Below are 24623 nucleotides of genomic sequence, written 5' to 3' on the forward strand. Positions count from 1 at the left end.
GCGTGTTTAGATTGGACGACGGCGTGCTAAGGCAACGCCAGCACCAATCAATGCTCCCACCACACCCCAGATAATCATCAGGAAGGCACGACGCGGACTATCGCGTTTTACCGGTTCCTCCGGCGTGCGCAAATAACGATATGTCTGAAAACGGGGATCAAGTGTGGGACCAACGTTTAGCGTGTTTAACATGGCCCGGTTCTGGAAGTAGTCCAAATCAAACTCAGGCCCTACGGCTTGTAAATTTTCAAGTCGCGCCTGAAGCATTGGGCGACCTAACAAGAATAGCTCTGAATCTGGCAATTCAGTCGGAGGTACTTCTGTTTCACTGCGGGAAATATTGTGTTGTTCAGCTACCTTGAGTGCCCGCTCAACATTACCCTCGCGACGATTAAAGAGGGCTTTCGCCACTTCTTCCTGCCGTTTTACCTGCGCTTTCATCTGAATAGTACGGGCTGCCCAGGCACCTTTTAGCTCATCATTCAGATGTCTTGCCGCACGCTGGCTGGCGAAAGCAACATATTGGCGAAGTAAATTGTTGGCATCTGGCGCGGTTTCAGCCGTGAGCTTCACATTGTCATTCAGATTTCGGGCCACATCGCCTGCAGTGTATTGAATATTATTAATCAACTCATCCAGCATAGCGGCATCAGCTTTACTGTTTCCCACTTTGCGCTGCTTGAAGTAGTCCGTCTGCGACCAGAAGTCACGGCGGGTATCCCAGGAGGATAGCTGCATGACAAACTCTTTGTACGCTTCGTCCATGACAGAAAGTTGATCGACTGGAGCGAGGCTGGCTTTAACATCCAGATTGCGCAGAAACTGCTGCTGCGAATAGAATCCGCCCAGCATATTAACGGTAGGTCGGTCGGTTATCGCCGTCGCCCCCCACTCCTGACGTGCAAAAAATGTCCAGGTCAGGGCGACTAACGCAAACAGTATCGCAATTCCCCCAATCCATAATTTTCCAGTCCAAAGGGTACGAAACAAACCACGAATATCCAGCTCATTTTCTGTACCCGCTAAAGGTGCTCCCGATAATGGTTGAGTCATCGCTTTCCCGGATTTACTTGGTTAGTGTAGGTTTGTTACCGCTGTTACGGCGTATTCTGCGCTTCACCCGCTTGATAAAGCGGGCCACTTTCCAGGCACGCTTGATGCAATACCCATACAGGAAAAATGATAGCAAAAATAATGCCAACATCACCCATTCAGGCACGATGTGGGTATATTCTGCTGCCACCCCGATGGAAGCCAGCACTGCGGCGGCAAGAGTTATCAAAACGAAGGCCTGCCGGGAGGTAAATCCAGCACGCATGATAAGATGGTGGATGTGTTGACGATCCGCAGAAAAGGGGCTCATGCCTTTACGCAAGCGACGGTACATAATCGCCACCATGTCCATCAACGGAATAGCGATAATCCAAAGCGCAGTGACCGGGCTTATCGGGTGCGTTTTTCCTTGCGTCGTTTCCAGCAAGATCCAGATGAGGGTAAATCCAATAAACGTACTGCCCGCGTCGCCCATAAAGACTTTATAACGCCGTCCGAGTACGCCAAGATTTAACAGAATATAAGGCAGAATGGCGGCGATCATAGCAAAACACCACATGGCGAGGCTTATCTGCCCGTCAAACCATAAAATGATGCCAATCGCAGCAAAGGATACGCAGGAGAGCCCGCCCAGAAGACCATCTATACCATCAACCATGTTGAAAGCATTAATCGCCGCCCAGATAGCAAACAGCGTCAACAGGTAGCCAAAGGGACCGAGTACCATTTCCCAAGTGCCGAAAATATAACCAAGACTACTCAGGTACAGCTTACCGACTGTCATCATCACGATGGCAATAAGCGCCTGGATCATCGCCCGAATTTTGACACTGATATCGAAACGGTCATCCATAACGCCAACAAACACCAGTACCCCGGCACAGGCCAGGTAAAGCGCAGCATGAGGGATATAGTAGTTTGCGATACCAAAGGTGAAGCAGATACCCGCGTAGACTGAGATTCCCCCAACCAGCGGAATCAACCCTTGATGCCGTTTGCGGAAGTTGGGCTTATCCACCAGACCGACGCGCTTTGCCATTTTGCGGGCAAAAAACAGAAACGCGGTCGTGAATAAGAAAACACTGAATAATTCAGTAAACGCAGTGAGTAAATTCACAATGCAAGCTCTCAGCGAATGTTAATCCTGGCAGTATAACGACGATGCCACACTCCAAAAAGGAGAAAGCAGGTCATTCACAGGCGTTTTAGTATATATATCAAGCAACAGCGTCAATTTATGAGCTTGATATTTGAATTGGGGTGGCCTGTGGCGAACGATGCCTGTCCCTGTGCATATAGCGTATAGCCCATAAATAAAAAACGCCACGTAAAAACGTGGCGTATCCGAGCTTTATTTGTATTAAGAGCGCTTCATCATGTCGAAGAACTCATCGTTCGTCTTCGTCATCGCCAGCTTATTAATGAGGAACTCCATCGCGTCGATTTCACCCATTGGATGGATGATTTTGCGCAGAATCCACATTTTCTGCAGCTCTTCCTGAGTGGTGAGCAGCTCTTCTTTACGCGTACCGGAACGGTTGTAATCGATGGCCGGGAAGACGCGTTTTTCAGCAATCTTACGTGCCAGATGCAGTTCCATGTTGCCGGTGCCTTTAAACTCTTCGTAGATAACTTCATCCATTTTAGAGCCGGTATCAACCAACGCGGTTGCGATGATAGTCAGGCTACCACCCTCTTCCACGTTACGCGCCGCACCGAAGAAACGCTTCGGACGGTGCAAGGCGTTGGCATCCACACCACCAGTCAGGACTTTACCAGACGCTGGAACAACGGTGTTGTACGCACGCGCCAGACGGGTGATGGAGTCGAGCAGAATGATAACGTCTTTCTTATGTTCAACCAGACGTTTCGCTTTCTCGATAACCATTTCGGCCACCTGAACGTGACGGGATGCGGGCTCGTCAAAGGTAGAAGCAACGACTTCACCTTTCACCAGACGCTGCATCTCAGTCACTTCTTCCGGACGTTCGTCGATAAGCAGAACCATCAGCACGCAGTCAGGATGGTTGTAGGCAATGCTCTGCGCGATATTCTGCAGCAGCATAGTTTTACCCGCTTTCGGCGGTGCCACAATCAGACCACGTTGGCCACGACCAATCGGAGAAGCCAGGTCCAGAACGCGAGCCGTTAAGTCTTCAGTCGAGCCATTACCACGTTCCATACGCAGGCGAGAGTTCGCATGCAGCGGCGTCAAGTTCTCGAACAGAATCTTGTTACGGGAGTTTTCCGGCTTATCGTAGTTAACCTCGTTAACCTTCAACAGCGCAAAGTAACGTTCACCTTCTTTCGGCGGACGAATCTTACCAGAAATGGTATCACCAGTGCGGAGGTTGAAGCGGCGGATTTGGCTGGGGGAAACGTAGATGTCATCAGGACCGGCGAGGTAGGAGCTGTCTGCAGAGCGGAGGAAACCAAATCCGTCCTGCAATATCTCCAGTACACCGTCACCAAAGATATCTTCGCCACTCTTTGCGTGCTGCTTCAGGATGGCAAAAATGATGTCCTGCTTGCGCATACGAGCCTGGTTTTCCAGTCCCATATTTTCGCCGAGAGTGATCAGCTCAGAAACCGGCGTATTCTTTAATTCGGTAAGATTCATAATGGTGTGGGTTCTTAAACTCGGGGTAAAACTCGAACTTAATGTTGTGAATGGTATGGCAGGGTCATCCATGCCTGTTAACGGCCATCAACTCATGTCCAATCGCTGCCTGGTCACAGGAGAGTACGCAGAACTGAAACGACAAGACGGAATAAGTGACAAGCCCGGAATCTATCCACTTCTCTCGCAACAGAAGTTCTCAGCGGGAAGTATCGGGTAATACAAGGTTCAAACTACAAGGTATGTTCAAAACGAAGTCAAAACTAAATTAGCACGACTGAAGCCGGGCGTCCAGCGATCCCCATAATTTAGGACGACTGGCGCGCCGGCTGAGATTCGAGGAATTACGCCAGGTTTGCGTCCAGGAACTCTTTCAGTTGACCTTTGGACAGTGCGCCCACTTTGGTCGCCGCCACTTCGCCGTTTTTGAACAGCAGCAGGGTCGGGATACCACGGATGCCATACTTAGGCGCAGTGCCTGGATTCTGGTCGATATTCAGCTTAGTGACGGCCAGTTTGCCTTCGTATTCGCTAGCGACTTCATCCAGAATCGGGGCGATCATTTTGCACGGTCCGCACCATTCTGCCCAGAAATCGACGAGAACCGGCCCATCAGCTTTAAGTACATCCGTGTCAAAACTGTCGTCAGTCAGGTGAATAATTTTATCGCTCATATTTACTCCACAGGATTATGTCTACCTTGTTAGTGTATGTAGCATAACCTTACTAAAGGTTGACTTTATTTCACCCCGTTTATTTGAACGGATGTGCTTTCGTAAAGCAATAGTAAACTGATATTCTACCACACTATGAGCAAAACACATTTAACTGAACAGAAGTTTTCCGACTTCGCCCTGCACCCTAAGGTGATTGAAGCCCTTGAAACAAAAGGGTTTCATAATTGTACGCCCATACAGGCACTGGCCCTCCCGCTGACGCTGGCTGGCCGTGATGTTGCAGGGCAGGCGCAAACCGGTACCGGCAAAACGATGGCGTTTTTAACGTCAACGTTCCATTATCTGCTTTCTCATCCCGCCATTGACGATCGCAAGGTAAATCAACCGCGCGCCATCATCATGGCACCTACCCGTGAATTAGCCGTTCAGATTCATGCTGATGCCGAACCTCTGGCACAGTCTACGGGCCTGAAACTGGGTCTCGCCTATGGCGGTGACGGTTATGACAAGCAATTAAAAGTGCTTGAAAGCGGCGTCGATATTCTCATCGGCACCACCGGTCGCCTCATTGACTACGCTAAACAGAATCACATTAACCTTGGCGCTATCCAGGTAGTGGTTCTTGACGAAGCCGATCGTATGTACGATCTGGGCTTTATCAAAGACATCCGTTGGTTGTTCCGCCGTATGCCTCCTGTCAATCAGCGCCTCAATATGCTGTTCTCTGCTACGTTGTCCTACCGCGTGCGCGAACTGGCGTTTGAGCAGATGAACAACGCTGAATACGTGGAAGTCGAACCGGAACAGAAAACCGGCCACCGTATTAAAGAAGAGCTTTTCTATCCGTCTAACGAAGAGAAAATGCGTCTGCTGCAAACCTTGATCGAAGAAGAGTGGCCAGATCGCGCCATTATCTTCGCAAACACCAAGCACCGCTGTGAAGACATCTGGGGCCACCTGGCAGCAGATGGACACCGTGTTGGCCTACTGACTGGCGACGTCGCACAGAAAAAACGTCTGCGTATTCTGGAAGAATTCACCCGCGGTGACCTGGACATTCTGGTCGCAACCGATGTAGCAGCACGTGGCCTGCATATTCCTGCAGTAACACACGTCTTTAACTACGATCTGCCAGACGATTGCGAAGATTACGTACACCGTATCGGCCGTACGGGTCGCGCAGGTGCAAGCGGTCATTCCATCAGCCTCGCTTGTGAAGAATACGCGCTGAACCTGCCAGCGATTGAAACCTACATCAGCCACTCGATTCCGGTGAGCAAATACAATACGGATGCGCTGTTAACGGAATTACCGCCTGCCAAACGCCTTGTTCGTTCGCGTTCCGGCAATGGCCCGCGTCGGAATAGCGCGCCACGTAATCGTCGTCGTTCAGGTTAAGAAATTATGCTCGCTTCCGCCTCGCTCTATGCAGCTATTGATTTAGGTTCAAACAGTTTTCATATGCTGGTTGTTCGCGAGGTGGCAGGCAGTATTCAAACGCTGACCCGCGTTAAACGCAAAGTGCGTCTGGCGGCGGGTTTGAGCCGTGAAAATGTCCTTTCTCAGGAAGCCATGGAGCGCGGCTGGCAGTGCCTGCGTTTGTTCTCCGAACGTTTGCAGGATATTCCTTCCGGCCAAATCCGAGTGGTCGCAACAGCGACCTTACGCCTGGCAGTCAATGCGAGTGAATTTATCGCTAAGGCGCAAGAAATTCTCGGCTGCCCCGTGCAGGTCATCAGCGGCGAAGAAGAGGCCCGTCTGATTTATCAGGGCGTTGCGCACACGACGGGTGGTTCTGATCAGCGTCTTGTCGTCGACATTGGCGGAGCCAGCACCGAGCTGGTCACAGGTACCGGCGCTCAGGCAACATCCCTTTTTAGTCTTTCTATGGGCTGCGTGACCTGGCTTGAGCGATTCTTCACCGATCGTAACCTTGGGCAGGAAAACTTCGATGCTGCAGAACATGCGGCACGCGATGTGCTCCGCCCGGTGGCAGACGAACTCCGTCGTCATGGCTGGCAGGTTTGTGTTGGCGCTTCAGGCACCGTGCAGGCATTACAGGAAATCATGATGGCGCAGGGGATGGATGAACGCATCACCCTTACCAAACTTCAGCAGTTAAAACAGAGAGCCATTCAGTGTGGTCGTCTCGAAGAGCTCGAAATTGAAGGGCTAACCCTGGAGCGTGCGCTGGTTTTCCCAAGCGGCCTTGCCATCCTGATTGCCATTTTCACCGAAATGAATATTCAGAGCATGACACTGGCAGGCGGCGCTCTGCGCGAAGGGCTGGTCTACGGCATGTTGCATCTGACTGTCGATCAGGACATTCGCAGCCGCACGCTACGTAACATCCAACGACGCTTTATTATTGATACCGATCAGGCGCGCCGTGTGTCTTCACTCGCTGCCCAGTTAGCCAGCACGGTATCCAGTACATGGGATTTAGATGATTACAGCATCGAAATTCTGCAAGTTGCCTGCGAACTGCATGAAATTGGTCTAAGTATTGAGTTCAAACATGCACCATTGCATGCCGCCTGGCTGGTGAAAAACCTGGATTTGCCAGGCTTTACGCCCGCACAGAAAAAACTGCTGGCAACCTTGCTGCTCAACCAGACCAACCCGGTCGATCTCTCGTCTCTTCATCAGCAGAATGCAGTACCACCACGCGTGGCAGAACATATTTGCCGCCTGTTGCGTCTGGCGATCATTTTCTCCAGCCGCCGCCGTGACGATTTGTTGCCCAATATCGCGATCGTGGCAGAGGGCGAGAAGCTGACACTACGCCTGCCGCAGGGCTGGCTGGAAAATCACCCCTTGGGCGCAGAGTTAATTGAACAAGAGAGTCAGTGGCAAAGCTATGTCCACTGGCCACTTGAGGTGTTGTAAACCGAAAGCCCGGCCAGTTTTATCCACCGGGCAACGCCATGTTTTTATGACTTCCCTTTCGCCCTTTCCAGCATCGCTTTGATGTTGGCAACGTTCGCCTGCCCCTTATGCATCCTTTCTTCAGCAGTGATAACTTTACGCTCCTGCTCCCAGATAACATCATCTTGCGGTAATTCAAGTAAGAAGCGGCTTGGCTCAGGGCGCACCAGCTCACCATACTGACGACGCTCTTTGCAAAGCGTAAAGGTCAGCTCTTTTTGCGCACGCGTGATCCCCACATAGGCGAGTCGACGTTCTTCATCAATGTTTTCTTCATCAATGCTGCTCTGATGCGGCAGGAATCCCTCTTCCATTCCCACCATAAAGACGTACGGGAATTCCAGACCTTTCGACGCATGCAGCGTCATGAGCTGGACCTGATCCAGCTCTTCATTACTTTCGCCCCGCTCCATCATGTCGCGCAGCGTGAAGCGCGTAACGACCTGATCCAGAGCCATCGGCTCGTTAAGCTCGTCCCCTTCGAGCATCTCCGTCATCCAGGAGAAGAGCGTGTTGACGTTTTTCATGCGCATTTCAGCGGCTTTCGGGCTGGGTGAGGTTTCATACAGCCAGGATTCGTAATCAATGCCATGAATCAGGTCACGCACTGCTGAAATAGGTTCACGCTCTGCCAGGCGCTGAATTTCGCCCAGCCAGTGAGTAAAGCGGGTTAACGCATCATAGCCACGCCCGGTGAGCGTCTGGTTTAACCCCACATCAAAGCTGGCAGCAAACAGGCTTTTGTTGCGCACCATCGCCCACTCACCCAGTTTTTGCAGCGTCGCGGAGCCAATTTCACGTTTCGGAGTGTTAACGATGCGCAAAAAGGCGCTGTCATCATCCTGGTTGGTTAGTATCCGTAGATAGGCCAGCAAATCTTTGATTTCCGGGCGTGAGAAGAAGGATGTACCGCCAGAAATCCGATACGGAATACGGTTTTGCATCAGGAATTTTTCAAACACACGGGACTGGTGATTCCCGCGGTACAGGATGGCGTAATCCTTATATTCCGTCTTGTTAACAAAGTGATGAGCAATCAACTCCCCGGTAACGCGTTCCGCCTCATGCTCTTCGTTGTTTGCACTCAAAACTTTCAGTTCTGCACCGTAACCCAGTTCAGAGAAAAGTCGTTTTTCAAACACATGCGGGTTGTTCGCGATCAGGATGTTTGCGGCTTTCAGAATGCGCCCGGATGAGCGGTAGTTTTGCTCCAGCTTGATGACCTGCAGGGCCGGAAAATCTTCGTTCAACAGTACCAGGTTCTGTGGACGCGCGCCGCGCCAGGAGTAAATGGACTGGTCATCATCCCCCACCACGGTAAAACGCGCACGGGCCCCAACTAACAGCCTGACCAGCTCATACTGGCTGGTGTTGGTATCCTGGTACTCATCCACCAGCAGATAGCGAATCTTGTTTTGCCAGCGTTCGCGTACTTCTTCATTGCGTTGCAGCAACAGGGTAGGCAGCAAAATCAGGTCGTCAAAATCAAGGACGTTACAGGCCTTCAGATGCGCGTCATAGAGGCTGTAGCAGTGGGCAAAAATACGATCCCGTTCGCCAATGGCACGCGCTGCCGCCTGAGGAGGCGTCAGCAGATCGTTTTTCCAGTTTGAGATCGTCGAGATCAGCTGTTGCAGCACCACTTTGTCATCGTCGATCAACCCTTCGGTCAGATCCTTCAGCAGGGCGACCTGATCAGTGTCATCGAACAGCGAGAAGTTGGACTTCATCCCCAGCGCCGCAAATTCCCGTTTGATGATGTCCAGACCCAGCGTATGGAACGTCGAGATCATCAAACCACGCGCCTCTTTGCGCCCCAGCGTTTGCCCGACGCGCTCTTTCATCTCACGCGCTGCTTTATTGGTAAAAGTCACCGCAGCTATGTGGCGTGCCTGGTAGCCGCACACACGGATCAAATGGGCGATCTTATTGGTAATAACGCGGGTTTTACCGGAGCCAGCACCCGCCAGCACCAGGCAAGGACCAGTTACAAATTCTACGGCTTGTTGTTGGCCGGGGTTAAGACGCATGGACATATTGCTCAATCTTCGAACGGGGGGAGGATTGTAGCAGAAAGCCGAAGGGAGATTTACTGGCGGATGGTAAAGTGTGGCGACATGTAAGCACCACAGGGCATAAAAAATGGCGAAGACAGCAGCAGCACTGCACATTCTGGTGAAAACCGAAAAACTGGCGCAGGAGATCCTGGCGAAACTGGAAAAAGGTTCAAGCTTTGATTATCTGGCAAAACGTCACTCAACGTGCCCTTCAGCACGCAACGGCGGCGATCTCGGCGAGTTTAAGCAGGGCGTAATGGTAGGTCCGTTCGATAAAGCGGTGTTTAGTTGCCCATTACTGACCCCCTTCGGACCGGTGAAAACCAAGTTTGGCTACCACATCATCAAGGTGCTGTATCGCCGCTAACGCATGCTACTATTGCGGCCTGATTTATCCCCATTGAATAAAGGCACGATCATGGCAAAAACAGCGGCAGCAATGCACATCCTGGTGAAAGAAGAGAAACTGGCACTCGATCTTCTGGAACAACTGAAAAACGGCGGCGACTTTGAGAAGCTGGCGAAAAAGCACTCCACCTGCCCGTCAGGCAAGAAAGGCGGTCATTTAGGTGAGTTCAAACAAGGTCAGATGGTGCCGGCATTCGATAAAGTTGTCTTCTCCTGCCCGGAGCTGGAGCCGACTGGCCCGCTGCACACCCAGTTTGGTTACCACATCATCAAAGTGCTGTACCGGAAATAAACAGCAACGCCTTCTCCCGGAGAAGGCGTTTAGTGTTTGCACCCTTTCCCTATGGGAGAGGATCGGGGTGAGGGCACCAGCGTGCTCTGTAATTTTATTTCTGCGATTGCAGCGCCTGCTGGGCGGTATGCTTCATCACATGGGTGCTAATCGCTGCCTGGAACACTTTGAACATCAGTCCGTTGATCAGGGTGGCCAGCGTGATGGTAATAAAAGCGGTCATCACCCAGTCGATAAATGCAAAACCGCTGTGCAATAAAGCCGGACGATAAACAAGCATCCCCCCAAACACGACCCAATGGCTCAGGCAGTAGAAGCACTTGAAAAGGTGCCCCATCATCGCGTTCTTTTTGGTCGTCCACTCGCGAAAGGCTGCGAACAGTTCAGTTTGTGTCACCGTCATTGAAATGCTGCTGGCAGCCAGTGCGATCATCAGACAAGTGGTTAACTCAGTGATTAATTCAGACATCATGATTCGTGGCCCTTACCGTTGAAATAATGCATAAATTCCACGCCAATATCCTGTAGCGCCAGCCCCTTAAAGCGTTCCAGGATCAGCGTCTGCGCGTCCGCCAGGGTGGAAGACATCACCCGGTTGACCCCCTGCTCCACCAGGCACTCCGGGTTCTCGCTTCGGTTTCCCAGCGCAAACAGTGCCGGTTCGCCTAAAGCAACGTAAATGTCGTAGAGCGTCACCTCGCTGGCAGGACGACAAAGCCGCCAGCCGCCATGGTGCCCTTTTGTGGCACAGACAATTTCGCTTTCCCGAAGCCCGGCAAGAAGCTTACGAATAAACGCCGGATTACCGTCGATAAAAGCGGCCATCTGTTCCGATGTCATGGGCTTATCCGCCTGCTCCATATGCAGCAGGATGTGGAGTGTGGCTGAGAATGAGTTATTTGTTTTCATGTAACTTACGTTATTACATAAGAGATTAAATAACAATAACGGCAATGAGAATCATGTGCCTTGAAAAAGTATCTTATTGATAAAAATCGATTTTTAAATGTAGAAAATGAAAAAACCTGACGGCATATGCGCACATCAGGTTTTAAGAGAAAGGACTTACAAGTCAGGCGAGCATAACGCTACCCGATTCTTGATTAGCCAGCTACAGCGATACGTTTCATATCGGTCATGTAGCCACGCAGTTTCTTACCAACGGCTTCGATTGGGTGAGCCTGAATTGCTTCGTTAACATCACGCAGCTGCGCGTTGTCTACAGAACCTTCTACAATCGCCTTGCCCAGGTCGCCAGTTTGCAGCGTGGTCATGAACTCTTTCAGCAGCGGTACACATGCGTAAGAGAACAGGTAGTTACCGTACTCAGCGGTATCAGAGATAACCACGTTCATTTCGTACAGACGCTTACGGGCGATAGTGTTCGCAATCAGCGGCAGTTCGTGCAGAGATTCGTAGTATGCAGACTCTTCGATGATGCCGGAATCGACCATGGTTTCGAAGGCCAGCTCAACGCCCGCTTTCACCATTGCAATCATCAGAACGCCTTTATCGAAGTACTCCTGCTCGCCGATTTTGCCATCGAACTGGGCAGCGGTTTCGAACGCGGTTTTACCGGTCTCTTCGCGCCAGGTCAGCAGGTTTTTATCGTCGTTCGCCCAGTCAGCCATCATACCGGAAGAGAATTCACCGGAGATGATGTCATCCATGTGTTTCTGGAACAGCGGAGCCATGATGGTTTTCAGCTGTTCAGACAGTGCGTATGCACGCAGTTTTGCCGGGTTGGACAGGCGGTCCATCATCAGCGTAATGCCGCCCTGTTTCAGCGCTTCAGTGATGGTTTCCCAACCGAACTGAATCAGTTTCTCGGCGTATGCTGCGTCAGTGCCTTCAGCCACCAGCTTGTCGAAGCACAGCAGAGAGCCGGCCTGCAACATGCCACACAGGATGGTCTGCTCACCCATCAGGTCAGATTTCACTTCTGCAACGAAGGAAGATTCCAGAACACCTGCACGGTGACCACCGGTCGCTGCAGCCCAGGCTTTAGCAATCGCCATGCCTTCGCCTTTCGGATCGTTTTCCGGGTGAACCGCGATCAGCGTCGGTACACCGAAACCACGTTTGTACTCTTCACGCACTTCAGTACCCGGGCATTTCGGCGCAACCATCACTACGGTGATGTCTTTACGGATCTGCTCACCCACTTCAACGATGTTGAAGCCGTGGGAGTAACCCAGTGCAGCACCGTCTTTCATCAGTGGCTGTACGGAACGTACAACGTCAGAGTGCTGTTTGTCTGGCGTCAGGTTAACTACCAGATCCGCCTGCGGAACCAGCTCTTCGTAGGTCCCAACTTTGAAGCCGTTTTCGGTTGCTTTACGCCATGAAGCGCGCTTTTCAGCAATCGCTTCTGCACGCAGTGCATAGGAGATATCCAGACCGGAATCACGCATGTTCAGGCCCTGGTTCAGACCCTGTGCGCCACAACCGACGATGACCACTTTTTTACCTTGCAGGTAGCTTGCGCCATCGGCAAATTCATCACGCGCCATAAAGCGACATTTACCCAACTGAGCCAGCTGCTGGCGCAGATTCAATGTATTAAAGTAGTTAGCCATGGTGAAACCTCGTCGATGTGTCGTGCTTATTGTTCGGTTCGCTGTAACGCGAGAATGTACCCACATTACAACAGGAAATGTGTTGCTTAAATTGATATATTAACAATGTGACATTGCAATTTTTGCAATGTAAAAATGTGGAGCCAGTCTCATGGATTTACGTGACCTGAAAACCTTTTTGCATCTGGCGGAGAGTCGCCATTTTGGCCGCAGTGCGCGCGCCATGCACGTGAGCCCCTCCACGCTTTCACGCCAGATTCAGCGGCTTGAAGAAGATCTCGGCCAGCCGCTTTTTGTTCGCGATAACCGCACGGTGACCCTGACTGAAGCAGGCGAAGAACTCCGCGTATTTGCTCAGCAAACGTTGCTGCAATATCAGCAATTACGCCACACCATCGACCAGCAAGGTCCGTCGCTGTCTGGTGAACTGCATATATTCTGCTCGGTCACAGCGGCTTACAGCCATCTGCCACCGATTCTCGACCGCTTCCGCGCCGCACACCCTTCTGTAGAAATCAAACTGACCACCGGTGACGCTGCCGATGCGATGGATAAAGTGGTCACCGGGGAAGCCGATCTGGCGATTGCCGGAAAACCGGAAACGCTGCCGGGCGCGGTGGCGTTTTCCATGCTGGAGAATCTGGCGGTGGTGCTGATCGCCCCGGCGTTGCCATGCCCTGTTCGCAATCAGGTCTCAGTGGAGAATCCCGACTGGGCAACGGTGCCCTTTATCATGGCCGATCAAGGCCCAGTACGCCGCCGCATTGAGCTTTGGTTCCGTCGTCAGAAAATCAGTAACCCGTTGATTTACGCAACTGTCGGCGGACACGAGGCGATGGTTTCGATGGTTGCCCTGGGCTGTGGCGTTGCACTGCTCCCGGAAGTGGTGCTGGAAAATAGCCCTGAGCCGGTACGCAACCGCGTGATGATTTTAGAGCGCAGCGATGAGAAAACCCCGTTCGAGCTGGGCGTCTGCGCGCCGAAAAAGCGACTGCATGAGCCACTGATTAACGCCTTCTGGGAAATCGTTCAGGCCAAGTAAGGAGTAACACATGCGTACACGGACACTGTTGTTAACCGTAGCCCTTGCGGCGTGCTGTACCGTCCAGGCGAAGCCAAAGGGCATTAGCGTTCAGGATGTGAAACATCTGGCACTGAAACAGTGTCTGGTGGCGAATTACAAAGCCCGAACGCCAGAAGGCGCGCAATCCGCCCCTTCGCAGGATGCATCATTCATCGTTGAGAGTTACGCATTAGGCAATGCCGGCATCTGGGACGATTTCCAGAAATTCGTCGGCAAAGAGACGAAGAATTTTGACCAGCTAACGATGTCGTTACACCCCGATCATGCCCAAACCGCCAACAATGTGCTGGCACAATGCATCGGCTTTTATGAATCGGACAAGCTGGATAAGTATGTGCGAGAGACGGTGATGAAGTGACACAAAGCGCGCCCCTTCTCACTTATCCCTGTGGCGTGTGTTTATAAGTCTGCCGGGTCAATTTGCTTCATCGTTTCCACGGTCATCAGCCACTGATACAACGGCTCAAGCTGGCGGAACCCTTCCGCCAGACGCGTGACCAAATCGGCATGAAACAGCTTTTCCATGTCGTTATCGGTCACCATCACGGCAAAGGTTTTACACTGGTACCAGTTCGCAATGGCCGGATCGAGATCTTTCACCAGCTGCCGCTTATAACGCTCGCCCTCGAGCTCAAACGGTGGCTGGCAACATTCGGCCATCTCAAGAAACTGCGTCGGGCGCTTTTTCAACGTATGACGAAAAAGATCCATCGTCGATTTGCTGGCACTGTAGTAGCCCAGACCGTAGCGCAGGGTATCCGGGCTGATTTCAAAAAAGTACACCGGGGCATCCGTCCAGTTCTTCGCCGAACGTTTGAAGGTCAGCCACATCCGGCTGCGATAAAGGGATTTGTCGTGAGAAAAGCGGGTATCACGGTGAATACGCGACAGCGTCTTACCAATAGCGGAACGCGTTTCCAGCAGAGGATCGATCTCAAGCATCGTGGGGGCTAAGTCATCCACCAGCGCACGAAAAGGGGTGAGAACACTGCGGTCATAGATAAAACGATGCTCTTCAAACCACGTCTTATCGTTTTCGATGCAAACCTGCTGCAGAAAATCGAGCCCTTCCTGTGCAAATCCCTGAAAGCGTCCTGCCATGTGGAACCCCCGTTGAGCGCAAATGTTCTGCGGCATTATGCCGCCGTGCTCCGTAAACAAACAAGGCACGAATCATCGTGCCTTGTTTTTCAGACCTGAGCCGCTTAGCCCGCCAGGAAGAAGCGGAACGCCGGATTGTGCGTTTCGTCGTGGCAATCGTAACCCAGCTCATTGAGTCGGGTTTCGAAATCCGGCTCATGCTCACCCAGTTCAAATGCCGCCAGTACTCGGCCGTAATCGGTGCCATGACTACGATAATGGAACAGAGAGATGTTCCAGTGTGTGCCGAGTGTATGCAGGAATTTCAGCAGCGCCCCCGGTGATTCCGGGAATTCAAAGCTGAACAAACGCTCTTTAAGCGGTTTTGATGGACGCCCACCGACCATATAGCGAACGTGTAGCTTCGCCATCTCGTCGTCAGACAGATCCACCACGCTGTAACCACCTTCGTTCAACAGTTGCAGGATCTCTTCGCGCTCTTCCAGGCCACGGCTTAAGCGTACCCCGACAAAAATGCAGGCATCTTTCGCATCCGCAAAGCGGTAGTTGAACTCGGTTACCGAGCGCCCGCCAAGCAGCTGACAAAATTTCAGGAAGCTGCCTTTCTCTTCAGGGATCGTCACCGCCAGCAGTGCTTCGCGTTGTTCGCCTAACTCACAACGTTCAGAAACGTAACGCAGTCCGTGGAAGTTCACATTCGCACCGGACAGCACATGTGCCAGACGTTCGCCGCGGATCTTGTGCTGAGCCACATATTTCTTCATCCCTGCCAGCGCCAGTGCACCAGAGGGTTCAGCCACCGCACGCACGTCTTCGAACAGGTCTTTCATGGCCGCACAGATTGCATCGCTGTCGACAGTGATGATGTCGTCAAGATACTCCCGGCACAGACGGAAGGTTTCGTCGCCAATACGCTTAACCGCCACACCTTCAGCAAACAGTCCAACCCGAGGCAGATCCACCGGGTGACCGGCTTCCAGCGCCGCTTTCAGGCAAGCGGAATCTTCAGCTTCCACGGCAATGACTTTGATTTGCGGCATCAGTTGCTTGATGAGCACCGCAACACCCGATGCCAGACCACCGCCGCCCACCGGCACAAACACGCGGTCAATGTGCGCGTCCTGCTGAAGGAGTTCCAGCGCCAGCGTACCCTGCCCGGCGATGACCATCGGATGATCGAACGGCGGCACCCAGGTAAAGCCCTGCTGGGCAGAAAGCTCAAGTGCCTTAGCTTTGGCTTCATCGAAGTTCGCGCCATGAAGCAGCACTTCGCCGCCAAAACCGCGCACGGCGTCGACTTTGATATCAGCCGTTGCGGTTGGCATAACGATCAAGGCTTTGACGCCAAGACGCGCGGAGGAATACGCCACACCCTGCGCATGATTGCCCGCCGAGGCGGTGATCACGCCATGTGCTTTTTGCTCTGCCGTTAACCCTGCCATCATGGCGTAGGCGCCACGCAGCTTGAAGCTGTGCACCGGCTGTCTGTCTTCACGCTTGACCAGAATGACGTTATCGAGGCGCGAAGAAAGTTTTTCCATCTTCTGTAACGGCGTGACCTGTACAGCTTCGTAAACCGGAGCACGTAACACGGCACGCAGATACTCCGCCCCCTCAGGGGCGGCGGATAGGGGTTGCGACTCAGCCATATTAGCCCCCGAGTTTGGATTTATCGCGTACAGCGCCTTTATCTGCACTGGTGGCGAGGCTGGCGTAAGCACGCAGCGCGAAGGAAACCTGACGTTCACGAGAGGCTGGCGTCCAGGCCTGCGCACCGCGCGCTTCCTGGGCTTCACGACGTGCCGCAATCTCTGCATCGCTCAGTTGCAACTGAATGCCACGGTTCGGGATGTCGATAGCAATCATGTCACCATCTTCAATGATGGCAATGTTGCCGCCACTCGCCGCTTCCGGAGAGACATGGCCGATAGAGAGACCTGACGTCCCGCCAGAGAAACGACCATCCGTGATCAGCGCGCACGCTTTGCCAAGACCCATGGATTTCAGGAAGGTGGTCGGGTAGAGCATTTCCTGCATGCCCGGTCCGCCTTTCGGTCCTTCGTAGCGAATAACAACCACATCACCGGCTACTACTTTGCCACCGAGGATCGCTTCAACGGCGTCATCCTGGCTTTCGTACACTTTTGCCGGGCCAGTGAATTTCAGGATACTGTCATCCACGCCTGCTGTTTTAACGATGCAACCATTTTCAGCAAAGTTACCGTACAGAACCGCCAGACCGCCGTCTTTGCTGTAAGCATGCTCAAGAGAGCGAATACAGCCTTCAGCACGATCGTCATCCAGCGTATCCCAGCGGCAATCCTGCGAGAACGCTTGCGTTGTACGGATACCCGCAGGGCCAGCGCGGAACATTTTTTTCACCGCCTCGTCCTGGGTCAGCATCACATCGTACTGTTCCAGCGACTCAGGCAGCGTCAGACCCAATACGTTTTTCACCTCACGGTTCAGCAGACCGGCACGATCCAGTTCACCGAGGATCCCCAGCACGCCACCGGCACGGTGCACATCTTCCATGTGGTATTTCTGCGTGCTCGGCGCAACCTTACACAGCTGCGGTACTTTACGGGACAGCTTATCGATATCACTCATGGTGAAGTCGATTTCCGCTTCCTGTGCAGCAGCCAGCAGGTGCAGAACGGTATTAGTGGAACCGCCCATGGCGATATCCAGCGTCATGGCGTTTTCAAAGGCAGATTTGTTGGCGATGTTACGCGGCAGCGCGGAAGCATCATCCTGCTCATAATAACGTTTGGTCAGCTCAACGATGCGTTTGCCCGCATTCAGGAACAGTTGCTTGCGATCAGCATGGGTTGCCAGCAGCGAGCCGTTGCCCGGCTGAGACAGACCCAATGCTTCGGTCAGGCAGTTCATGGAGTTCGCGGTGAACATACCGGAGCATGAACCGCAGGTCGGACAGGCAGAACGCTCAATCTGGTCGCTCTGATCGTCAGAAACTTTCGGGTCAGCGCCCTGAATCATCGCATCGACGAGATCCAGCTTGATGATTTTGTCAGAAAGTTTGGTTTTACCGGCTTCCATTGGGCCGCCGGAAACAAAGATCACCGGAATGTTCAGGCGCAGAGAAGCCATCAACATCCCCGGGGTGATTTTGTCGCAGTTGGAGATACAGACCATCGCATCAGCGCAGTGGGCATTCACCATGTATTCAACGGAATCGGCGATCAGTTCGCGCGATGGCAGTGAATAAAGCATGCCCCCGTGGCCCATGGCGATCCCGTCATCCACGGCGATGGTGTTGAATTCTTTCGCCACACCGCCGGAGGCTTCAATTTGCTCGGCAACCAGCTTACCGAGATCGCGCAGGTGCACGTGCCCCGGCACGAACTGGGTAAACGAGTTCACGACAGCAATGATCGGCTTACCGAAATCAGCGTCTGTCATCCCGGTGGCGCGCCACAGCGCGCGGGCACCCGCCATATTACGCCCATGAGTGGTGGTGGCGGAACGGTACTTAGGCATGCTTTAGTTACTCCCAGTCTGTCTTTCCCCGTCATACTTCACGCCGCAGGTGTGTTGGCTGCCTCGCTCACCCCCGTCACTTACTACAGTAAGCTCCAGGGGATTTGCAGCGTTGCCGCCTTCCTGCAACGTGAATTATTTGGGGGAAATATTAATTTTGTTATTGGTTTACTGAATCCAACCAGCCCCATTTATCTTCGGTTTCACCGGTGAAGAGGCCAAAGAATGCTTGCTGAATACGTTTGGTGACCGGGCCGCAGCGTCCTTCACCCACCTGAATACCATCAACGCTACGAACCGGGGTGATTTCTGCAGCCGTACCAGACATGAACACTTCGTCAGCCAGATACAGGGATTCGCGGGACAGCGTCTGCTCACGAACTTCCAGGCCCAGATCCTGCGCCAGTTTGATGATGGCATCACGGGTAATACCCGGCAGTGCAGACGAGGTGAACGGCGGAGTAAACAACACGCCATCTTTCACTTCGAACAAGTTTTCACCGGCACCTTCTGAAATATAGCCGTTCACGTCCAGTGCGATACCTTCCTGGTAGCCATGACGACGTGCTTCACTGCCAACCAGCAGTGAGGAGAGATAGTTACCGCCCGCTTTTGCGGCAGTCGGAATGGTGTTCGGTGCAACACGGTTCCAGGAAGAAACCATTGCATCAATACCCTGATCCAGCGCTTCTGCACCCAGGTATGCCCCCCACGGGAAAGCGGCAATGATTACATCGGTGGTGTATCCATCCGGCGGGTTAACGCCCATACCCACATCACCCACAAAAACCAGCGGACGAATATAGGCGCTGGTCAGGTTGTTTTTACGGATCACCTGACGGCAGGCTTCCATCAGTTCATCAACGCTCTGAGAAACCGGGAAACGATAGATTTTGGCGGAATCACGCAGACGCTGCATATGTTCACGATGACGGAACACCACTGGCCCTTTGTGCGAGTCGTAGCAACGGATACCTTCAAACACGGAAGTACCATAGTGCAAGGCGTGGGACATCACGTGCACCTTCGCTTCTCCCCACGGAATCATCTCGCCATTAAACCAAATGTAATCAGCTTTCTTCGTCATTTTAATTCCTTTGCGCTTAAGCGCGGATCTGTTGTGATGATGTTGTACATTGCTGGATATCAACCCGGGCGACATCGACCAGTTTACTTAGCTGGCTAAACAGTAATTCGACGGGGCGAGGGCTGGCAACGGTCAATTCAATATTTATGTTCTGAGCATCGGTGGCGGTTTCCATGTTCATCGCGCAGACCTGAAAGCCACGATGGCGCACCACACGTAAAACACGTTCTAACGTTTCCGGATTCAAACGAGCCTGCACGGCGACCTGATGTTGCATCATGATAATTTCTCCAGCATTTCTGCATTACTGGCACCTGGCGGTACCAACGGCCAGACATTCTCAAGCTCATCGATTGAGACATGAAGCAGGTAAGGCCCCTCGCAGGACAGCATGGTGTCGAGTGCCGCTTCAACCTGGTCTTTACGGGTGATGTGCTGGCCGGGAATGCCGAAGGCGCTGGCCAGAACGAGGAAATCGGGATTATCGGTAAGCGTTGTTTCGCTATAACGCTCGTTGAAGAATAACTGCTGCCACTGACGAACCATGCCTAAACGCTGATTGTCCAGTAACACGATTTTCAGCGGCAACTGCTTGCGTTTTACAGTGCCCAACTCCTGAACATTCATCATGAAGGAGCCGTCACCGGAGATACAGATTACCGTATCATCCGGACGCGCCACTTGCGCACCCACGGCGGCAGGCAGGCCAAAGCCCATCGTGCCTAAGCCGCTGGAGGTGATGAAATTCTCCGGGCGAGTGTAGGTCATATGCTGTGCAGACCACATCTGGTGCTGACCCACGTCGGTCGTGACCACGCTGTCGGCGGGCTTGCGATCTGACAGTTGTTTTAACAACAGCGGTGCATAAATTGCGTCACCCGGATGGTCATAACGCCAGGCAAACTCGGTACGCATATCGGCATTGAACTGACGCCATTCGCTGATAGCCAGCGTCTGCTGCAGCGCAGGCAGCAGAGCGTTCAGGTCGCCTTGTAAACTGACATGGGCCTGGCGCAGTTTGTTCATTTCCGCCGGGTCGATATCCATATGGATAACTTTTGCATGCGGGGCAAAGGTGTTCAGCTTACCGGTCACGCGATCATCAAAACGTGCACCCACGGCGATCAACAAGTCACATTCCTGTACCGCCAGGTTGGCCGCTTTGGTACCGTGCATTCCCAGCATCCCCAGATACCAGGGATAGCTCTCTTCAACGGCACCGAGACCTTTCAGCGTACAAGTCACTGGCATGTGGGTGACTGTCAGGAATTCACGCAATGCAGGAACGGCCTGCGCCATCCCAACGCCGCCACCGACGTACAGCATCGGCTTTTTGGCCTGGGCCAGCATCTGGCAGGCTTGTGCCATTTCTTCGTGCGGGAAGGAGAATTCGTCTTCAACGGTGGAAAAATGCGGTTCCAGATCGCCGGAGGCTAACTGGATATCTTTCGGGATATCAACCAGAACGGGGCCAGGGCGGCCTGAGTTTGCCACCTGGAAGGCTTGCGCCATGATACGCGGCAGCTCTTCCAACGACTGCACCAGGAAACTGTGTTTAGTGCAGGCCAGCGACAAACCGAGAACGTCCACTTCCTGGAAAGCATCCGTACCAATGAACGGCGCGGCAACCTGGCCGGTGATGGCAACGACCGGAACGGAATCCAGCAGCGCATCTGCCAGGCCGGTGATCAGGTTGGTCGCACCCGGACCGGAAGTGGCGATACACACACCGGTTTTACCCGTAGAGCGCGCATAGCCGATAGCCGCCATTGCCGCACCTTGTTCGTGCCGGCACAACAGGTGTTCCACGCCGCCGTCATACAATGCATCGTAAACCGGCATAATTGCGCCACCCGGATACCCAAAGACCGTATCAACCTGCTGTGCCCGCAACGCATGTACTACCCACTGTGCGCCATTCATAGTTAGTTCCCCGCCGTAAATCGGGAGAAACAGAATTTTGTGCTATTACTCATTCTCTGCTCCTCGTTTATGTTTTTAGGTCATAAAAAAACCCCCGGACCTTTCGGTGCGGGGGTCTTAGTTCGTTAAGGCTTGATTTTTAAGCCTTTCCTCGTCCAAGTGCAGCCCCGCACGGTGGGATAATAATCACCACCACGCTAATCACGACCAGGCTAATCACTCGTAGAAGGGCTGTCATTTTCAGTATTTCGGTCTTCAAGTTCGAAGGAATACCTAAAGAGTTATCACAGATATGAGAGATGACACAAGAAATATTTATGACGCGGCTTAACAAAATACAAATTTCATCTATAGAACGCATTGTTTTTCATAAAGAAATTTTAAAATGAAATTTCTTCATTTTTTTTCAGTATTTGCAGCCAGACTGAGTGTTCGAAAAAGATGCGACCATGCTTCCAATATCTTGAAAGCGTTGAGATAGAGGAGAGTTAACGTGGAAACTGCCTCGTAAATCTATTCTTTCACCACTCCCCCTCCGCCGTGAGCGGCGCATAATTTCGCGCTTACAAGGAGGTGTTATGGCGTTATCAGTTATCTATACTCGTGCGGCGATAGGAGTTTCAGCACCGCTCATTACTGTTGAAGTCCATATCAGCAATGGCCTTCCCGGCTTGACGCTGGTCGGTCTACCGGAAACAACCGTCAAAGAGGCACGGGATCGCGTGCGAAGTGCCATCATCAACAGCGGCTACGAATTCCCGGCTAAAAAAATCACCATTAACCTCGCGCCCGCAGATTTACCTAAGGAAGGCGGGCGATATGATTTACCTATCGCTATCGCGCTTCTCGCCGCATCTGAGCAACTTAACGCCCAGCATTTATCCCAGTTTGAGTTTGTCGGTGAATTGGCCCTTACAGGGGGCTTACGGGGCGTTCCGGGGGCTATCTCCAGCACCGTCGAGGCGATTAAAGCGGGAAGACGGATTATTGTCTCACAAGAGAACGAAGCGGAAGTCAGCCTTGCAGATACAGAAGATTGCCTCATCGCGGGCCATTTACAGGAAGTATGTGCGTTTCTTGAGGGCAAACATGCGCTACAACCGCCCTCTTTTGCGCTGCAGCCGGTACTTGATGACACACATGATGATCTGAGAGATGTAATAGGCCAGGAACAGGGTAAACGCGCGCTGGAAATTACCGCTGCCGGCGGGCATAACTTATTGCTGATTGGCCCACCGGGTACCGGAAAAACAATGCTGGCAAGCCGCCTGGGGCCGCTGTTGCCCTCATTGAATAATCAGGAAGCTCTGGAGAGTGCCGCGATTCTCAGTCTGGTTAACTCAGCCAGTATTGCGAAAAAGTGGCGGCAAAGGCCCTTTCGTGCGCCTCACCATAGTGCCTCACTCACAGCAATGGTCGGAGGGGGTTCAATACCTGGACCGGGAGAGATCTCTTTGGCTCACAATGGTGTGCTATTCCTGGATGAGTTGCCTGAATTTGAACGTCGGGTCCTTGATGCACTGCGTGAGCCTATTGAGTCCGGGAAAATTCATATTTCCCGCACCCGGGCGAAGGTGAGTTACCCCGCTCGCTTTCAGCTGATCGCGGCCATGAACCCCAGTCCCACCGGTCACTACCAGGGGAATCACAACCGCTGTTCCCCGGAACAAACACTACGCTACCTGGGCAGGCTCTCAGGTCCCTTTCTTGACCGTTTTGATATTTCGCTGGAGATCCCGCTATTGCCACCCGGTTTGTTGAGTCAGCCGCAGCATAAAAGTGAGTGCAGCGCCCTTGTCCGTGAGCGGGTCACCCGAGCGCAGGCGCTACAGTATCACCGCCAGAACAAGCTTAACGCCCGGTTAGACAACAGCGAGATGAGAGAGTGTTGCTCGCTTATTCAGGAAGATGCTCACTGGCTGGAAGAGACATTGATGCAGTTAGGGCTTTCAATCAGAGCCTGGCAACGATTGTTAAAAGTCGCACGGACAATTGCTGATTTGGAAGAACAGGAAAAAATTCATCGCACACATTTACAGGAAGCATTGGGCTATCGCGCAATTGACAGGCTACTCATCCACTTGCAAAAAATGATGGGATGAAAAAAGGGGCCGTAGCCCCTTCTTATTAATCGTCAGATTCCGTGTAGTCCTCATTCCCTTCTACCTGCGGTTTTCCGCCAGACAGGGTATGAAAACGCTTCGGACGCTTAACACGTGCCATATACTTGCACCAGACACGTTCTGCTTCGGTTTTTGGCTCACTTTCGCCACGGCATACGGAAACAAAATGCGTCTCTTCTTCAGTGCCTGGCTCGCGTTTGCCGAGATCCAACTCATTGAACGCGTAACCGTGGCGCTCAAGCAACTGAGCTTCTTTGATGGTGAAGTCACCATGACGGGAAAACCCGCGCGGATAATGTTTGTTATCGAAAAAACGATTAGTCGTCGTAAAGCTTTCCGCCATCCTGCACGCTCCTAATTCTTTGGCCGAGCTATTTATGGCGCGGAGTATTAGTTACGCTTGACAGAGTGTAAAACAAAAGATTTAAATCATTACGACAAATTATTTTGCGGAGAAACCTGTGGATACGGAATTGCTAAAAACTTTCCTGGAAGTCAGTCGAACACGTCACTTTGGACGTGCTGCTGAAGCGCTTTATTTAACACAATCAGCAGTAAGCTTTCGTATTCGTCAGTTAGAAAACCAGCTTGGCGTAAACCTGTTTACGCGGCACCGTAACAACATCCGCCTGACAGCGGCCGGAGAGAAGTTACTGCCGTATGCCGAAACACTGATGAACACCTGGCAGGCTGCGCGCAAAGATGTTGCACATACATCGAGGCATAACCAATTTTCAATTGGGGCCAGCGCTTCTCTTTGGGAGTGTATGTTAAATAGTTGGTTGGGAAGGCTCTATCAGTTGGAAGAGAATCTGCAGTTTGAAGCACGTATTGCACAGCGGCAGTCACTGGTAAAGCAATTACACGAACGACAGCTTGATCTACTGATCACGACAGAAACGCCGAAGATGGACGAATTTAGCAGCCAGTTGTTGGGACATTTTGCACTTGGGCTCTATTGCTCTGCCCCTGAAAAAACAAAATCTCAGCTCAATTATCTTCGCCTGGAGTGGGGCCCAGATTTCCAGCAACATGAAGCTGAGTTGATCGCTGGTGATGATGTTCCAACGCTTACCACCAGTTCTGCTGAGATTGCCCATCAGCAGCTACCCTTGCTCAATGGATGTACCTGGCTACCTGTATCGTGGGTGGATCAAAAAGAAGGACTGCATTCAGTTGTGGATAGCACG

General features: G+C 52.4%; 26 protein-coding genes. 8 read left to right on the plus strand and 18 right to left on the minus strand.

The genetic code is table 11. The features are described 5' to 3' along the window. Positions 1–6: 6 nt before the first annotated feature. From wzzE to trxA, 5 genes are all read right to left on the minus strand, one after another. Complete coding sequence (gene wzzE / locus AC5JPW_RS03640) at positions 7–1053, minus strand: ECA polysaccharide chain length modulation protein (RefSeq protein WP_494238310.1); 1047 nt, start codon at positions 1051–1053, stop codon at positions 7–9. Between the two features lie 13 nt (positions 1054–1066). Next, positions 1067–2170, minus strand: coding sequence for a UDP-N-acetylglucosamine--undecaprenyl-phosphate N-acetylglucosaminephosphotransferase (wecA, locus tag AC5JPW_RS03645; protein ID WP_494238311.1), 1104 nt, complete (start codon positions 2168–2170; stop codon positions 1067–1069). 243 nt (positions 2171–2413) lie between these two features. After that, entirely contained in the window at positions 2414–3673 is a 1260-nt protein-coding gene (gene rho / locus AC5JPW_RS03650) for a transcription termination factor Rho (protein WP_064327923.1), read from the minus strand. A gap of 87 nt (positions 3674–3760) precedes the next feature. Further along, positions 3761–3844 carry a rho operon leader peptide gene (locus AC5JPW_RS03655; protein WP_494238331.1) on the minus strand — a complete coding sequence of 28 codons (84 nt, stop codon included), beginning with the start codon at positions 3842–3844 and terminating at the stop codon, positions 3761–3763. Positions 3845–4017: 173 nt separating this feature from the next. Next, a complete protein-coding gene (gene trxA / locus AC5JPW_RS03660; protein ID WP_494238312.1) occupies positions 4018–4347 on the minus strand; it encodes a thioredoxin TrxA in 330 nt (109 codons plus the stop codon). Positions 4348–4482: 135 nt separating this feature from the next. Here trxA and rhlB point away from each other — a divergent pair, with 135 nt between their 5' ends. Together rhlB and gppA are read left to right on the plus strand one after the other, a co-directional pair. Then, complete coding sequence (gene rhlB, locus AC5JPW_RS03665) at positions 4483–5748, plus strand: ATP-dependent RNA helicase RhlB (RefSeq protein ID WP_494238313.1); 1266 nt, start codon at positions 4483–4485, stop codon at positions 5746–5748. A gap of 6 nt (positions 5749–5754) precedes the next feature. Further along, positions 5755–7239: a guanosine-5'-triphosphate,3'-diphosphate diphosphatase gene (gene gppA, locus AC5JPW_RS03670; RefSeq protein WP_494238314.1), complete on the plus strand. Its 1485-nt coding sequence runs from the start codon at positions 5755–5757 to the stop codon at positions 7237–7239. 44 nt (positions 7240–7283) lie between these two features. Here the strand turns inward: gppA and rep are convergent, their stop codons facing one another. Then, positions 7284–9308 (minus strand): DNA helicase Rep, encoded by a 2025-nt coding sequence (rep, locus tag AC5JPW_RS03675; protein WP_494238332.1) that lies wholly within the window; start codon positions 9306–9308, stop codon positions 7284–7286. A 112-nt stretch (positions 9309–9420) separates the two neighbouring features. Between rep and ppiC (AC5JPW_RS03680) the strand changes: the two genes are divergently transcribed. Both ppiC (AC5JPW_RS03680) and ppiC (AC5JPW_RS03685) read left to right on the plus strand, forming a co-directional pair. Next, positions 9421–9702: a peptidylprolyl isomerase PpiC gene (gene ppiC, locus AC5JPW_RS03680; RefSeq protein WP_458044978.1), complete on the plus strand. Its 282-nt coding sequence runs from the start codon at positions 9421–9423 to the stop codon at positions 9700–9702. Positions 9703–9753: 51 nt separating this feature from the next. Next, on the plus strand, positions 9754–10035 hold the full coding sequence (gene ppiC / locus AC5JPW_RS03685; protein WP_039077006.1) for a peptidylprolyl isomerase PpiC: 282 nt from the start codon (positions 9754–9756) through the stop codon (positions 10033–10035). Between the two features lie 94 nt (positions 10036–10129). Here ppiC (AC5JPW_RS03685) and AC5JPW_RS03690 read toward each other — a convergent pair whose 3' ends face one another. The 3 genes from AC5JPW_RS03690 to ilvC all read right to left on the minus strand — a co-directional run bounded on the left by AC5JPW_RS03690 (position 10130) and on the right by ilvC (position 12614). Further along, on the minus strand, positions 10130–10507 hold the full coding sequence (locus AC5JPW_RS03690) for a DUF1360 domain-containing protein (RefSeq protein ID WP_494238315.1): 378 nt from the start codon (positions 10505–10507) through the stop codon (positions 10130–10132). Beyond that, entirely contained in the window at positions 10504–10944 is a 441-nt protein-coding gene (locus AC5JPW_RS03695) for an Rrf2 family transcriptional regulator (protein WP_494238316.1), read from the minus strand. Before AC5JPW_RS03695 ends, AC5JPW_RS03690 begins: the two co-directional genes overlap by 4 nt. 194 nt (positions 10945–11138) lie before the next feature. Further along, positions 11139–12614 (minus strand): ketol-acid reductoisomerase, encoded by a 1476-nt coding sequence (gene ilvC / locus AC5JPW_RS03700; RefSeq protein WP_494238317.1) that lies wholly within the window; start codon positions 12612–12614, stop codon positions 11139–11141. A gap of 151 nt (positions 12615–12765) precedes the next feature. Here ilvC and ilvY point away from each other — a divergent pair, with 151 nt between their 5' ends. After that, positions 12766–13656, plus strand: a complete 891-nt coding sequence (ilvY, locus tag AC5JPW_RS03705; RefSeq protein ID WP_494238318.1) for an HTH-type transcriptional activator IlvY — start codon at positions 12766–12768, stop codon at positions 13654–13656. A gap of 10 nt (positions 13657–13666) precedes the next feature. After that, on the plus strand, positions 13667–14056 hold the full coding sequence (locus AC5JPW_RS03710; RefSeq protein ID WP_494238319.1) for a hypothetical protein: 390 nt from the start codon (positions 13667–13669) through the stop codon (positions 14054–14056). Between the two features lie 41 nt (positions 14057–14097). On the opposite strand, the gene AC5JPW_RS03715 is transcribed toward AC5JPW_RS03710, so the two are convergent. The 8 genes from AC5JPW_RS03715 to ilvL form a co-directional block, all read right to left on the minus strand. Further along, complete coding sequence (locus AC5JPW_RS03715) at positions 14098–14799, minus strand: DUF2461 domain-containing protein (protein WP_494238320.1); 702 nt, start codon at positions 14797–14799, stop codon at positions 14098–14100. A gap of 104 nt (positions 14800–14903) precedes the next feature. Beyond that, positions 14904–16448, minus strand: coding sequence for a threonine ammonia-lyase, biosynthetic (ilvA, locus tag AC5JPW_RS03720; protein ID WP_494238321.1), 1545 nt, complete (start codon positions 16446–16448; stop codon positions 14904–14906). Between the two features lies 1 nt (position 16449). After that, positions 16450–18300, minus strand: a complete 1851-nt coding sequence (gene ilvD, locus AC5JPW_RS03725) for a dihydroxy-acid dehydratase (RefSeq protein WP_494238322.1) — start codon at positions 18298–18300, stop codon at positions 16450–16452. Between the two features lie 160 nt (positions 18301–18460). Beyond that, positions 18461–19387 (minus strand): branched-chain amino acid transaminase, encoded by a 927-nt coding sequence (locus AC5JPW_RS03730; RefSeq protein WP_494238323.1) that lies wholly within the window; start codon positions 19385–19387, stop codon positions 18461–18463. Between the two features lie 16 nt (positions 19388–19403). Continuing rightward, entirely contained in the window at positions 19404–19667 is a 264-nt protein-coding gene (gene ilvM / locus AC5JPW_RS03735; RefSeq protein ID WP_494238324.1) for an acetolactate synthase 2 small subunit, read from the minus strand. Then, positions 19664–21310, minus strand: a complete 1647-nt coding sequence (gene ilvG / locus AC5JPW_RS03740; RefSeq protein WP_494238325.1) for an acetolactate synthase 2 catalytic subunit — start codon at positions 21308–21310, stop codon at positions 19664–19666. The genes ilvM and ilvG overlap by 4 nt, the downstream gene beginning before the upstream one ends. Before the next feature lie 2 nt (positions 21311–21312). Continuing rightward, positions 21313–21363 (minus strand): peptide IlvX, encoded by a 51-nt coding sequence (gene ilvX / locus AC5JPW_RS03745; protein ID WP_139223077.1) that lies wholly within the window; start codon positions 21361–21363, stop codon positions 21313–21315. A gap of 86 nt (positions 21364–21449) precedes the next feature. Further along, a complete protein-coding gene (gene ilvL, locus AC5JPW_RS03750) occupies positions 21450–21548 on the minus strand; it encodes an ilv operon leader peptide (protein ID WP_001311244.1) in 99 nt (32 codons plus the stop codon). 340 nt (positions 21549–21888) lie between these two features. Between ilvL and AC5JPW_RS03755 the strand changes: the two genes are divergently transcribed. Next, a complete protein-coding gene (locus AC5JPW_RS03755; protein ID WP_494238326.1) occupies positions 21889–23412 on the plus strand; it encodes a YifB family Mg chelatase-like AAA ATPase in 1524 nt (507 codons plus the stop codon). 25 nt (positions 23413–23437) lie between these two features. On the opposite strand, the gene AC5JPW_RS03760 is transcribed toward AC5JPW_RS03755, so the two are convergent. Beyond that, positions 23438–23776: a MaoP family protein gene (locus tag AC5JPW_RS03760; RefSeq protein ID WP_458044988.1), complete on the minus strand. Its 339-nt coding sequence runs from the start codon at positions 23774–23776 to the stop codon at positions 23438–23440. Positions 23777–23894: 118 nt separating this feature from the next. Here AC5JPW_RS03760 and hdfR point away from each other — a divergent pair. Further along, a partial coding sequence (hdfR, locus tag AC5JPW_RS03765; RefSeq protein ID WP_494238327.1) for an HTH-type transcriptional regulator HdfR occupies positions 23895–24623 on the plus strand: 729 nt, incomplete at its 3' end.

Source organism: Phytobacter sp., from assembly GCF_059074235.1.

What these genes read in the sequence shown, in the direction of transcription:
- ilvG (WP_494238325.1), bottom strand. Translation starts at nt 21,310, where the DNA reads ATGAATGGCGCACAGTGGGTAGTACATGCGTTGCGGGCACAGCAGGTT.
- AC5JPW_RS03755 (WP_494238326.1), top strand. Translation starts at nt 21,889, where the DNA reads ATGGCGTTATCAGTTATCTATACTCGTGCGGCGATAGGAGTTTCAGCA.
- trxA (WP_494238312.1), bottom strand. Translation starts at nt 4,347, where the DNA reads ATGAGCGATAAAATTATTCACCTGACTGACGACAGTTTTGACACGGAT.
- AC5JPW_RS03730 (WP_494238323.1), bottom strand. Translation starts at nt 19,387, where the DNA reads ATGACGAAGAAAGCTGATTACATTTGGTTTAATGGCGAGATGATTCCG.
- rho (WP_064327923.1), bottom strand. Translation starts at nt 3,673, where the DNA reads ATGAATCTTACCGAATTAAAGAATACGCCGGTTTCTGAGCTGATCACT.
- ilvA (WP_494238321.1), bottom strand. Translation starts at nt 16,448, where the DNA reads ATGGCTGAGTCGCAACCCCTATCCGCCGCCCCTGAGGGGGCGGAGTAT.
- ilvL (WP_001311244.1), bottom strand. Translation starts at nt 21,548, where the DNA reads ATGACAGCCCTTCTACGAGTGATTAGCCTGGTCGTGATTAGCGTGGTG.
- ilvC (WP_494238317.1), bottom strand. Translation starts at nt 12,614, where the DNA reads ATGGCTAACTACTTTAATACATTGAATCTGCGCCAGCAGCTGGCTCAG.
- ppiC (WP_458044978.1), top strand. Translation starts at nt 9,421, where the DNA reads ATGGCGAAGACAGCAGCAGCACTGCACATTCTGGTGAAAACCGAAAAA.
- ilvM (WP_494238324.1), bottom strand. Translation starts at nt 19,667, where the DNA reads ATGATGCAACATCAGGTCGCCGTGCAGGCTCGTTTGAATCCGGAAACG.
- AC5JPW_RS03695 (WP_494238316.1), bottom strand. Translation starts at nt 10,944, where the DNA reads ATGAAAACAAATAACTCATTCTCAGCCACACTCCACATCCTGCTGCAT.
- AC5JPW_RS03710 (WP_494238319.1), top strand. Translation starts at nt 13,667, where the DNA reads ATGCGTACACGGACACTGTTGTTAACCGTAGCCCTTGCGGCGTGCTGT.
- ppiC (WP_039077006.1), top strand. Translation starts at nt 9,754, where the DNA reads ATGGCAAAAACAGCGGCAGCAATGCACATCCTGGTGAAAGAAGAGAAA.
- ilvY (WP_494238318.1), top strand. Translation starts at nt 12,766, where the DNA reads ATGGATTTACGTGACCTGAAAACCTTTTTGCATCTGGCGGAGAGTCGC.
- gppA (WP_494238314.1), top strand. Translation starts at nt 5,755, where the DNA reads ATGCTCGCTTCCGCCTCGCTCTATGCAGCTATTGATTTAGGTTCAAAC.
- AC5JPW_RS03690 (WP_494238315.1), bottom strand. Translation starts at nt 10,507, where the DNA reads ATGATGTCTGAATTAATCACTGAGTTAACCACTTGTCTGATGATCGCA.
- ilvD (WP_494238322.1), bottom strand. Translation starts at nt 18,300, where the DNA reads ATGCCTAAGTACCGTTCCGCCACCACCACTCATGGGCGTAATATGGCG.
- rhlB (WP_494238313.1), top strand. Translation starts at nt 4,483, where the DNA reads ATGAGCAAAACACATTTAACTGAACAGAAGTTTTCCGACTTCGCCCTG.
- wzzE (WP_494238310.1), bottom strand. Translation starts at nt 1,053, where the DNA reads ATGACTCAACCATTATCGGGAGCACCTTTAGCGGGTACAGAAAATGAG.
- AC5JPW_RS03715 (WP_494238320.1), bottom strand. Translation starts at nt 14,799, where the DNA reads ATGGCAGGACGCTTTCAGGGATTTGCACAGGAAGGGCTCGATTTTCTG.
- rep (WP_494238332.1), bottom strand. Translation starts at nt 9,308, where the DNA reads ATGCGTCTTAACCCCGGCCAACAACAAGCCGTAGAATTTGTAACTGGT.
- AC5JPW_RS03760 (WP_458044988.1), bottom strand. Translation starts at nt 23,776, where the DNA reads ATGGCGGAAAGCTTTACGACGACTAATCGTTTTTTCGATAACAAACAT.